At 69.0% G+C, this 11797-nt stretch carries 9 protein-coding genes; 6 read left to right on the forward strand and 3 right to left on the reverse strand.

The annotated features are described in order from the left end of the window. Positions 1–64: 64 nt before the first annotated feature. From ectA to thpD, 4 genes are all read left to right on the forward strand, one after another. Positions 65–481, forward strand: a complete 417-nt coding sequence (gene ectA, locus WFH44_RS18980; protein ID WP_336715880.1) for a diaminobutyrate acetyltransferase — start codon at positions 65–67, stop codon at positions 479–481. Positions 482–582: 101 nt separating this feature from the next. Then, positions 583–1851 carry a diaminobutyrate--2-oxoglutarate transaminase gene (gene ectB / locus WFH44_RS18985; protein ID WP_336716048.1) on the forward strand — a complete coding sequence of 423 codons (1269 nt, stop codon included), beginning with the start codon at positions 583–585 and terminating at the stop codon, positions 1849–1851. Positions 1852–1919: 68 nt separating this feature from the next. Continuing rightward, complete coding sequence (locus WFH44_RS18990; protein WP_262107747.1) at positions 1920–2315, forward strand: ectoine synthase; 396 nt, start codon at positions 1920–1922, stop codon at positions 2313–2315. Between the two features lie 90 nt (positions 2316–2405). After that, entirely contained in the window at positions 2406–3305 is a 900-nt protein-coding gene (gene thpD, locus WFH44_RS18995; RefSeq protein ID WP_336715882.1) for an ectoine hydroxylase, read from the forward strand. A gap of 103 nt (positions 3306–3408) precedes the next feature. On the opposite strand, the gene WFH44_RS19000 is transcribed toward thpD, so the two are convergent. The 3 genes from WFH44_RS19000 to WFH44_RS19010 all read right to left on the reverse strand — a co-directional run bounded on the left by WFH44_RS19000 (position 3409) and on the right by WFH44_RS19010 (position 6585). Continuing rightward, entirely contained in the window at positions 3409–4749 is a 1341-nt protein-coding gene (locus WFH44_RS19000) for an FtsX-like permease family protein (RefSeq protein ID WP_336715884.1), read from the reverse strand. Then, entirely contained in the window at positions 4746–5582 is an 837-nt protein-coding gene (locus WFH44_RS19005) for an ABC transporter ATP-binding protein (protein ID WP_336715886.1), read from the reverse strand. The genes WFH44_RS19000 and WFH44_RS19005 overlap by 4 nt, the downstream gene beginning before the upstream one ends. Positions 5583–5688: 106 nt before the next feature. After that, positions 5689–6585, reverse strand: a complete 897-nt coding sequence (locus WFH44_RS19010) for a LysR substrate-binding domain-containing protein (RefSeq protein ID WP_336715888.1) — start codon at positions 6583–6585, stop codon at positions 5689–5691. A gap of 125 nt (positions 6586–6710) precedes the next feature. Between WFH44_RS19010 and WFH44_RS19015 the strand changes: the two genes are divergently transcribed. Beyond that, positions 6711–10178 (forward strand): bifunctional proline dehydrogenase/L-glutamate gamma-semialdehyde dehydrogenase, encoded by a 3468-nt coding sequence (locus tag WFH44_RS19015; RefSeq protein ID WP_336715890.1) that lies wholly within the window; start codon positions 6711–6713, stop codon positions 10176–10178. 108 nt (positions 10179–10286) lie between these two features. After that, a complete protein-coding gene (locus tag WFH44_RS19020; protein ID WP_336715892.1) occupies positions 10287–11744 on the forward strand; it encodes an amino acid permease in 1458 nt (485 codons plus the stop codon). The last annotated feature ends 53 nt before the right edge of the window (positions 11745–11797 follow it).

Raw genomic sequence — 11797 nt, forward strand, 5'->3', positions numbered from 1 at the left:
CGATACGAGTGTAGAAGCAAGATTCCGCAAACCAACCCTGCACGATGGAAAGCATCTTTGGCGCATGGCCAGGGATTCCCAGGTGCTCGATCTCAATTCCTCCTACTCCTACCTGCTGTGGTGCCGCGACTTCGCCGACACCTCGATTCTGGCGACGGTGGACGACCAGCCGGCAGGCTTCATCAGCGGCTACCTGCGGCCGGACGAACCCGGCACGCTGATGGTGTGGCAGGTCGCCGTCGATGAGTCCTTCCGCGGCAGGCGGCTGGCCGGCTCGATGCTGGACCGGCTTGCCCGGCAAACGGACGCGCGCCGGGTCGAGACCACGATTACCGATGACAACCAGGCGTCGATCAGGCTCTTCACGGGCTTCGCTGCGCGCCGGAGTGCGGACCTGGAGCGGGAGCCCTTGTTCACGCGGGACCAGTATCCGGATAACCACGACACCGAATTCCTGTTCCGGATCGGCCCGCTCAATTAATCACTATTCCCACTAGCACGCTCGATTAAACAATCCGCGGCGGCGATTCTCCGCGCCCAATTCCGGAAATGCCGCGGCGGGCCGAAAGGAAGCGTTTGATGATGGATATTTTTGAAACCCGTGAATCAGAGGTTCGCAGCTATTGCCGCAGCTGGCCGGCCGTTTTCGAACGGGCCCAGGGCAGCACGGTTTACACCGAGGACGGCGCCGAGTACCTGGACTTCTTCGCCGGCGCCGGCGCGCTGAACTATGGCCACAACAACCCCGCGCTGCTGGAACCGCTGCTCGAGTACCTCCGCAGCGGGGCGATCGTCCACTCCCTGGACATGAAGACGCCGGCCAAGCGGAAGTTCCTGCAGACCTTCGAGGACGTAATCCTCAAGCCGCGGGACCTGGACTACAAGGTCATGTTCCCCGGCCCCACGGGCACCAACACCGTGGAGGCGGCGCTGAAGCTGGCCCGCAAGATCACCGGCCGCCAGCACATCCTGAGCTTCACCAATGCCTTCCACGGCATGACGCTCGGCTCGTTGTCCGTCACGGGCAACTCCATGAAGCGCAGGGGCGCCGGCATTCCGCTGACCAACAGCTCGAAGATCCCCTACGACGACTACTTCGACGGCGAAACCGCGGACTTCCTGTGGCTTGAGCGTGTCCTCGAGGACAGCGGTTCCGGCGTGGACAAGCCGGCCGGCATCATCGTGGAGACCGTGCAGGGCGAGGGCGGCCTCAACGCGGCCCGGGCGGCCTGGCTGCGCGGGTTGTCCGAGCTCTGCAAGAAGCACGACATCCTGCTGATCGTCGATGACGTACAGGCCGGCTGCGGCCGTACCGGCACGTTCTTCAGCTTCGAGGGCGCCGGCATCACGCCGGATATCGTCTGCCTGTCCAAGTCGATCTCCGGCTTCGGCCTGCCGATGGCGCTGACGCTATTCCGCCCCGAGCTGGACGCCTGGACGCCGGGCGAACACAACGGCACCTTCCGCGGCCACAACCCCGCCTTCGTCACGGCCGCGGCCGCGCTCGAAACCTATTGGGCCGACGGCAAGTTCCAGCAGCAGGTGGGCGCCCGCATCGTGCAGCTGCATGAGGGCCTGGAGCGCATCGCCGCCTCGGTGGAAGGTGCCGCGGTGCGTGGCCGCGGGATGCTGGCCGGCGTCGTCTTCCCCGACCCGGACACCGCTGGCAAGATCGCCGCGGCCGCCTTCGACCGCGGGCTGCTTGTCGAGACCTCGGGCCCGGAAAGCGAAGTGGTCAAGCTGATGCCCGCGCTGACCATCAGTGCGGATGAGCTGGACCGCGGACTGGACATCCTGATCGAGGCGACCAACGCCGTCGCCGGTACCCGTGAACTTGCGGGAGCCCTTTAAGGGACCTTCCGCCGGGCCCGCCGCGGCCCGACACCGAACCGACCGCATCGAGGAACAAGGAGTTATGCATGCTGGTAACCAACCTGAATGACCTGAACGATACCGACCGGGATATCAAGTCCGAGACCTGGCGCAGCCGCCGCATGGTCCTGGCGCGCGAGGGAGTGGGCTTCTCCTTCCACGACACCGTGATCTACGCGGGCACCACGTCGACCTTCCACTATGCCAACCACATCGAGGCCGTGTACTGCGTCCAGGGTGAGGGCACACTGACCAACGAGGTCACCGGTGAAGTCCACGAGATCAAGGACGGCACCATGTACCTGCTGGACGGCAACGAGAAGCACACCGTGCGCGCCACCACCGAACTGCGCATGGCCTGCGTCTTCAACCCGCCGGTCACCGGCCGGGAGGTACACGATGAGAACGGCGTGTACCCGCTGGTGGTTGAAGAACCGGCCTAAGGGCCACTAGCCAGGAAGAGTCCGGACGGCGCAAGCCGCCCGGGCTTTTTCCTTACGGGAAATAAACCGACAACACCCGAGGAGGGACGCATGACTGCAATCGCAGAACAGAACCGAATCGACACCTACCCCACCCGCGGCGGCGAAGCCCGGGTGCTTCCGCGCGAGGACAAGGTCGTCTGGGGCGGCGAAGCGGACGGACCGCTGGACCAGGCCACCCTGGACCACTACGAGGCGACGGGCTACCTGGCCATCGACGAGCTGGTCACGCCGGACGAGCTGGAAGAGCTGCGGGCGGAGCTTGAGCGGCTCTCCGCCGATCCCGCCGTGCGCGCGGACGAACGCTGCATCGTGGAGGCCAAGAGCCAGGAAGTGCGCTCGGTCTTCGAGGTGCACAAGATCAGCGAGGTCTTCAAGCGCATCGCCAACGATCCCCGCGTGGTGGGCAGGGCGAGGCAGTTGCTCGGCTCCGACGTGTACATCCACCAGTCCCGCGTGAACTTCAAGCCCGGCTTCGAGGGCAAGGAATTCATGTGGCACTCGGACTTCGAGACCTGGCATGCCGAGGACGGCATGCCAGGGATGCGCGCCGTCAGCATCTCGATCTCGCTGACGGACAACTATTCCTTCAACGGGCCGCTGATGATCATGCCCGGCTCGCACAAGGAGTACGTCTCCTGCGACGGCGCCACCCCGGAGGACAACTACAAAAAGTCCCTGGTCATGCAGGGCGCCGGGACCCCGGACAAGGCCACGCTCACGGAGTTCGCCAACCGCTTCGGCATCGACGTGCTCGAGGGCAAGGCCGGCGGCGCCATCATGTTCGACTCGAACTGCATGCACGCCTCGAACGGCAACGTCACGCCCTTCCCCCGCTCGAACGTGTTCATCGTGTTCAACTCGGTGGAGAACGCGGCGCAGGAGCCCTACGCCGCGGCCGCACCCCGGCCGGAGTTCATCGGGTCCACGGACTTCACGCCGGCGGGATAGTCCGGGGGCCCCGGCCGGCGGTGTGAAGCAAGCCGTGCCCGGACCGGCAGGACCATAACGACGGCGGCGCCCCGCCTTGAGCGGTGGGGCGCCGCCTGCGGCGTCAGCGGGCGGGTTCGAGGACCTTGGCCATGACGGGTCCCGTGGCCCAGAGGCCGCCGCGGACTACGCCGATCCCCGCCGCCAGGCAGGCCGCGATGGTCAGCACGGACAGCGGCGCCATGACCAGGGCCAGGCCGGCCAGCGGCAGCACCAGCAGTGCCGCGATCGCCGCGGAACCCAGGCTCACCAGCAGTAGCGGGAGCATCACGGCGCGGATGCGTGCCCGGTCCATGACGCGCCGCGGCATGCCCAGCTTGTCCAGGCTGCTGTACAGGTCTGCCCGGTCCAGCACCGCCGAGGCCTGGTTGACGCCGGCCGAGCACGCCACCATGAGGAAGGAAACGCCGATCGTGATGAGGATTCCCGTGCGGATATCGCCGGCGATGAACTGCTCCGGGCCCATGGTCTCCTGCGGGCTCGAGCCGGCCAGCGCGGCGCCGGTGCCGCCGAAGACAGCCACGAAGCTGGTCATCGCAACGCCGCTGACCTGGCGCCACGCGGCCTTCGGCGATTCCAGGATCGCCCGTGCCGCCAGGAGCTTCCCTGCCGTCGACGCCTTGCGGAGCTGCCGGCGGCCGAGCACGGCGACCACCCACGGGCCGAGCAGGTTCAGCACGGCCAGCCCGGCGGCGAACGTGCCCAGGACCACGGCGATGGCGATGGCAGCCGAAGCATAGCCCGTGCTGACGGCGGCGTAACCGGCGACGATGACCAGCGCCCCGCGGACGCCGCGGAGCCAGTGCACCTTGGCCGGTGCCTGCCGGGTGCGCACGCCGAGCGGCGAGATGGCCACCTTCCGGAGGCCTGCGGCAGCGCTCACGGCGGCCAGCAGCACCACCGCTGCGGCAACCGCGGCAACCGCCAGCGGGTTCAGCCAGAAGGCCGGGCCAATCGGCGCTCCGCGGAACTCGATCAGCTGGACCAGCGGCGCCAGCAGCAGGTAGCCAGCCACGCCGGCCCCCGCACCGGCCGCCGCAAGGGTGGTGGATTCGAGCACGGTGATGATGCCGACGGTCGACGGCGTGGCCCCGAGCAGGCGCAGGGTGGACAGCCGGTCATCGCGCCGCCGCGCGGACAGCCGGGCCGCGGCGCCGCCGAGCGTGAGCAGCGGCAGCACCAGCAGCACCAGCGCCAGCACCGCCAGCAGCTGGTAGAGCCCGGCGGACGGGTCCTGCCAGCGGAAGAAGGACAGGGCTCCGGCGAGCACGATCAGCAGCAGCGCGGTGACCAGCCCGAAGGCCACCACCGGCAGACCGGCGGCGGATCCTCCCGCGGCGCCCGGGCGGGACAGCAGCCAGGCCAGCCGTACGGCGGAGCGGAAATTTGCGACGACGGTGCTCATCGGGCGCCTCCGGCGCTGTCGCCGACCAGGCGGCCGTCCTGCAGGCTGACGACGCGTGCGCAACGGGACGCCACGGCGTCGTCATGGGTCACGACGACGAGGGTCTTGCCGGCGCCCGTGGTGGAATCCAGCAGGACCTGCATGACCTCGGCAGAGGTCGCCGAATCCAGCGCGCCCGTGGGCTCGTCGGCGAAGACCACGCCCGCCCCCGTGACCTGGGCCCGGGCGATCGCGACGCGCTGGACCTGGCCGCCGGACAGTTCGCCGATCCGGCGCTGCTCCATGCCGGCGAGGCCCAGGGACTGAAGCCAGCCCGCGGCGGCTTGTTCCGCCGTCGTCCGGTCCAGGCCGTTGAGCATGAGCGCGATGGCCACATTCTCCAGCGCGGTCAGCTCCGGGATCAGCAGGCCCTGCTGGAAGACGAACCCGAAGGACTCCCGGCGGAGGCTGGAGCGCCCCGACTCGTTCAGGCCGTTGATCCGGGTGCTGCCTGCAGCGGTGTTGAGCGTGACCTCGCCGCTGTCCGGCAGGACGATGCCGGCCAGGCAGTGCAGCAACGTGGTCTTACCCGAGCCGGAGGTGCCCATGATCGCCACGGATTCGCTGGCGCGGATGTCGAGCGTCAGGCCGGACAGGGCGGTCGTGCTGCCGTATGTTTTGGTCAGCGTGCGGGCGCTCAGGATGGCCGGGACTGGCCGGCTGGACGGGTGCTGCGCCCGGGCGGCGGCGGCCTGATCCGTAGGTGCCGGGATGGGCATGCGGCTGGCCGATGGGCCGGGGGCCTGGACGGCGTCGGGCGTGTAGCGGGTGCTGCCGGTGCGGGTGGAGTTCATGCTTCAATCCTGTCCGGGGCGGCGGCGCGGCGCGTCGGGCCCCGGGATGAAACCTCGGTCCGCGGGGCTCATACCCCGGGTGGAGCCGGCGGAGTCCGCTGGGCGGTCAGATCCTGGCGGCGGCGCCCTCCAGGATCTCCCGGAAGGCGCTGATCGCGGGGTGGTGCGCGCTGGCGCGGCGGACCGAGGTGAAGATGGTGCGCCGCGGCTGGGTCGGCAGTTCGAGCAGGCGGCAGCTGTGCGGCCGCCCCGTCCAGAGCAGGTCTGGCATGAAGGCGACCGCGTTGCCGGACTCGACCAGCCGGATCTGCGCCTGGAGGTCCGCGGTCTCGTACCGGACATCGGGTTCGAAGCCGGCGGAGCGGCACGCCTGCTCGGCCCAGTGCCGGGAGGCTGCCCCGTGCGGTTCCATCACCCAGGGCCGCTGTGCAGCGTCGTCGACCGACCCGATGGCGCCCAGGCCTGCGTCCTCCGCCGGGACGGCGAGGCGGATGGCGTCGGTGGTCAGCTGCTGCCGGTCCAGCTCGGGGTAGTGGGGCGCGGCGTGGCCCGGATACTGCTCGGCGACGACGACGTCGAAGTCCCGCGCCCACGTCTCGTACAGCGCCGTTTCGGGTTCGCGCTGGACCATCTCGATCCGCACATCGGGGTGGCGTTCCCGCATCTCGCTGAGCGACTGGGGCATCAGGGCCAGTGCCGCCGACTGGAAGACGGCCACGCGCACGGTGCCGGTGACGGTGGTCAGCGACGCGGCCAGGTCGGTCTCCGCGCGTTCCAGCCGCTGCAGCAGCTGCTCGGTGTGGGCGACCAGGATTTCGGCCTGCGGGGTCAGCTGCACGCGCCGTCCCGTCTTGCGCAGCAGCTCGACGCCGGCTTCCTTCTCCAGCAGGGACAGCTGCTGCGACACCGACGACGGACTGAAGTTGAGTGCGGCGGCCACCTCTGCGAGGGTGCCGCGGATTTTGAGCTCGCGCAGGAGCCGTAGCCTGCGGACGTCCAGCATGCTGCCTCGATTCCTCGGTAAATCCGACCCATATCAATCGGAAAAGATCACTTTATCTAATTGAAAGCCGCTTCCATACTGGAGGGAATACCTACCCAAATCGACTGCAAAGGGTTCATGCTGGCATGAAAGAGCTTGTGAAGGAGGCCTCCGTGGAGACGGATGCGCTGGCTGGAGAGATTTCGGGCGAACTCGCCGAGGAAGCCATCGCGCTGGTCCGCCGGTGGCTGACCGAGGCGGCCAAGGTGCCGGTAGACCCGGCGGCCAAGCAGCTGGCCGGGGTGCTGAAGGACCCCAACGGGCTGGCATTCACCGTGGGCTTCGTCGACGGCGTTATCCGGCCGGAGGACCTCAACGTGGCCGCCCGCAACCTCGCCGCCCTGGCTCCCAAGGCCCCGGCCTTCCTCCCGTGGTACATGCGCGGCGCCGTGCGGCTCGGCGGGGCGATGGCTCCGGTGCTGCCGCAGCTCGTGATTCCGGCGGCGCGGAGGGTGCTGCGTGAAATGGTCGGCCACCTGATCGTCGACGCCACGGACGCCCGGCTCGGCCCGGCCATTGCCAAGATCCGCAAGGACGACGTGCGGCTGAACATCAACCTGCTGGGCGAGGCCGTGCTGGGCCGCCGCGAGGCCGCCCGCCGCCTCGAGGGCACCCACAAGCTGCTGGCCCGCGATGATGTGGACTACGTCTCGATCAAGGTCTCCTCCACCGTGGCCCCGCACTCCCCGTGGGCCTTCGACGAGGCCGTGGAGGACGTCGTCGAAAGCCTGACCCCGCTGTACCGGCAGGCCGCGGAGTCGCCGCAGCCGAAGTTCATCAACCTCGACATGGAGGAATACAAGGACCTGGGGATGACCATGGCGGTCTTCACCCGGATGCTGGACCGGCCCGAGTTCCACAAGCTGGAAGCCGGCATCGTGCTGCAGGCCTACCTGCCGGACGCGCTGGCCGCGATGATGGAGCTGACCCAATGGGCGCGCGCCCGGCGGGCGGCCGGCGGCGCGCCGATCAAGGTCCGCGTGGTCAAGGGCGCGAACCTGCCGATGGAACAGGTCGAGGCCTCCCTGCATGACTGGCCGCTGGCCACCTGGGGCACCAAGCAGGACTCGGACACCAACTACAAGCGGGTGCTCAACTTCTCCCTCCGCCCGGAGCACGTCGATGCCGTACGGATCGGCGTCGCCGGGCACAACCTGTTCGACGTGGCGTTCGCCTGGCTGCTCGCCAAGCGCCGCGGCGTGGCGGACCGGATCGACTTCGAGATGCTGCTGGGGATGGCCCAGGGCCAGGCCGAGGCCGTGAAGAAGGACGTCGGTTCGCTGCTCCTGTACACCCCGGTAGTGCAGCCGCAGGAGTTCGACGTGGCGATCGCCTACCTCATCCGCCGGCTGGAAGAGGGTGCCAGCCAGGAGAACTTCATGTCCGCGGTCTTCGAGCTGAGCGCGAACGAGCAGCTGTTCGAGCGGGAGAAGCAGCGGTTCCTGGCCTCGCTGGAGAACCTCGACGACTCCGTGCCGCCGCCCAACCGTAGGCAGGACCGGCACGAACCGGTTGAGCCGGCGCTCCGCGAAGGGTTCCGCAACACCCCGGACACTGATCCGTCCCTGCCGGCCAACCGGGCGTGGGGCCGCGGCATCCTCGAGCGGGTCCCGGATTCCACCCTGGGCCTCGAGGCCATCGAGGCTGCCGCCGTCCGGGACGGGAGCGGGCTGGAGCGGGTCCTCGCCACCGCCGCGGAGCACGGCAAGGCCTGGGGCGCGCTGTCCGGCGCAGAACGTGCCGGGATCCTGCACCGCGCCGGTGACGCGCTCGCCGCCAACCGCTCGCGCCTGATGGAGGTCGCGGCGGCCGAGGCGGGCAAGACCCTCGACCAGTCGGACCCCGAGGTCTCCGAGGCGATCGACTTCGCGCACTACTACGCCGAGCTGGCCCGCAGGCTCGACACGGTGGACGGGGCCACGTACGTGCCGTCGCGGGTCACCGTGGTCACGCCGCCCTGGAACTTCCCCATCGCCATTCCTGCCGGATCCACGCTGGCCGCGCTCGCGGCGGGCTCCGCCGTCGTCATTAAACCGGCGAAGCCGGCGCAGCGGACCGGCGCGGTCATGGTGGAGGCGCTGTGGGAGGCCGGCGTCCCGCGCGAGGTGCTGCAGCTGGTGCAGCTGGGCGAGCGGGAACTGGGCCGGCAGCTGATCTCCGATCCGCGCGTGGACCGCGTGGTGCTGACCGGAGGCTACGAGACCGCCGAACTCTTCCGGTCCTTCCGCCCGGACCTGCCGCTGCTGGCCGAGACGTCCGGCAAGAACGCCATCATCGTCACGCCGAGCGCGGACTTCGACCTCGCCGCGAAGGACGTGGCCTACTCCGCCTTCGGGCACGCCGGCCAGAAGTGCTCGGCCGCCTCGCTGGTCATCCTGGTCGGCTCCGTCGCGCAGTCCCGCCGCTTCCGCAACCAGCTGGTGGACGCCGTCACCTCGCTGACCGTCGGCTACCCGCAGGATGCCGCCACGCAGATGGGGCCGGTCATCGAGCCGGCCAGCGGCAAGCTGCTGGACGGGCTCACCAACCTCGGCGAGGGGGAGGCCTGGCTGCTGAAGCCGGAGCGGCTGGATGACTCCGGCAAGCTCTGGAGCCCCGGAGTCCGCACAGGCGTGCGCCGCGGCTCGCATTACCATCTGACGGAATTCTTCGGCCCGATCCTGGGCGTGATGACCGCGGACACCCTCGAGGAGGCCGTGGCCCTGCAGAACGAGATCGACTACGGCCTGACGTCCGGCCTGCACTCGCTGGACCGCGGCGAGCTGGATTACTGGCTGGACAATGTCCAGGCCGGCAACCTGTACGTGAACCGGCACATCACGGGCGCGATCGTGCAGCGCCAGCCCTTCGGCGGCTGGAAGAAGTCGTCCGTGGGCGCGGGCAGCAAGGCCGGCGGCCCGAACTACCTCGCCGGCCTGGGAGAGTGGGAACCCGCGCCCAGCCGGGCCACGGCAGAGATCAAGGACGACGGCGTGCGCCACCTTCTCGCCGCGGCTACCGGGGCGCAGGGGTTCCTGAACGAGGACGAGGCCGCCTTCCTGGAGCGCGCGCTGTCCTCGGACGCCCAGGCCTGGACCGAGGAATTCGGGGTGGCTAAGGACGTCTCGGACCTGGCCGCCGAGCGCAACGTCTTCCGCTACCTGCCGCTGCCCGCCACCGTCCGCCTGTCCGAGTCCGAGCGGCCCGCCAATCTGGTCCGCGTGCTCGCCGCCGGGCTGCTGGCCGGCTCGGACGTGAAGGTGTCCACCGCCGTCGACCTTCCCGCCGCGGTACGCGCGGTGCTGATCGACCGCGGCATCGAGGTGGTGCTCGAGGACGACGCCGCGTGGCTGGCTCGGGTGCCGCGCCTGGGCGCGGGTCGGATCCGGCTTATCGGCGGGAACCCGACCGCGCTCGCCGAAGCAGCCGGCGGCTCGCCGGACGTGGCGGTGTACCCCCACCCGGTCACGGAGGCCGGACGAGTGGAACTGCTGCCGTTCCTGCACGAGCAGGCGGTCAGCATCACGGCGCACCGGTTCGGCACGCCGAATGACCTTTCCGCCGGTCTGATTTAAGGCTCCAGCCCTAGTCCGCCGGTTTCGACGGGACTAGGATCAATCCCAGCCAACAGCCGCCGGCCCGCCAGGGGGAGCGGGCCGGCGGCCAGGACAAAAGGATCCGCTATGAGCACTCGAGATCTGAGCCAGTCCATTATGCGGCGCAAGCCGCTGAACGAAGTCGACGATGAGAGCGTCAAAACCGGGCTGTTCCGGACGCTCGGCCTGTGGCAGCTGACGGCCATCGGCGTCGGCGGCATCATCGGCATCGGCATCTTCACGCTTGCCGGCCTGGTGGCCAACGGCGGCGGTGAGGCACCGCCGGTGGGGCCGGCCGTGCTGATCTCCTTCCTCATCGCCGGCCTCGCCAGTGCCGCCGCAGCGCTGTCCTACGCCGAATTCGCCGGCATGATCCCGCGCGCCGGCTCCGCCTATACCTACGGTTACGTTGCCCTGGGCGAGATCATCGGCTGGTTCATCGGCTGGGACCTGCTGCTCGAATACATCGCGATCGTAGCGGTGGTGGCCATCGGCATCTCCGGATACTTCACCGAGTTCATGGCCGGGATCGGCCTCGATGTGCCGGTCTGGATGCAGGGCACCGGCGACACGGTCGAGGGCGGCGTCATCAACCTCCCGGCCATCGTGGTCTGCCTGTTCATCGCCTGGATCCTCAGCCGCGGGACCAAGACCTTCGGCCGGTTCGAACTCATCGCGGTGGGCCTCAAGGTGCTGCTGATCCTCTTCATCATCGGGCTCGGGTTCTTCTTCATCAACCCGGACAACTACACGCCGTTCATGCCCTCGGGCTTCGGGCCGGTCCTCGCCGGCGCCGCCACCGTCTTCTTCGCCGTGTTCGGCTACGACGCGATGAGCACCGCGGCGGAGGAGGCTGTGGACGGCAAGAAGCACATGCCCAAGGCCATCCTCCTCTCGCTGCTGATCGCCATGACACTGTATGTGCTGGCAACGCTAGTGCTGACCGGCATGCAGAACTACACCGAGATCAGTCCCACGGCCGGTTTCGCCTCGGCCTTCCAGAACGTCGGCCTGCCGGCGGTCGCCACCATCATTTCGGCATTCGCCGTGGTCTCCATCCTGACCGTGATGCTGACCTTCCTGCTCGGCGTCACTCGTGTCTGGTTCTCGATGAGCCGGGACGGGCTGCTGCCGCGCTGGTTCTCCGCGACCGACAGGCACGGCACCCCGCAGCGGGTGACCTGGATCGCCGGGATCGCTGCGGCCGTGCTGGCCGGGGTCTTCCCGATCCGGGCGGTGGCGGACCTCACCAACATCGGCATCCTCGCAGCCTTCGTCGTGACCTGCATTGCCGTGATCGTGCTCCGCTACACCCGGCCGGACGAGCCGCGGGAATTCAGGCTGCCGCTGATGCCGGTGGTGCCGGCGTTCGGCGTCCTCGCCTCGCTGTTCCTGATGCTGCAGTTGCACTGGGAAACCTGGCTCCGGTTTGTCGTGTGGCTGCTCATCGGCCTGATCATCTACTTCTTCTACGGCCGCAAGCATTCGCTGATGAACCCGAACAGTCCCCGCCGCCAGCAGCTCAAGCCCGGCCAAGCTGGCTGATCCACCCCGCGGATCCGGGAGGGGAGCGGGCCCGCCAGTCCGCGTTTACCGGG

Origin of the sequence: Arthrobacter sp. USHLN218 (assembly GCF_037144715.1) — a bacterium.
Lineage (GTDB): Bacteria > Actinomycetota > Actinomycetes > Actinomycetales > Micrococcaceae > Crystallibacter.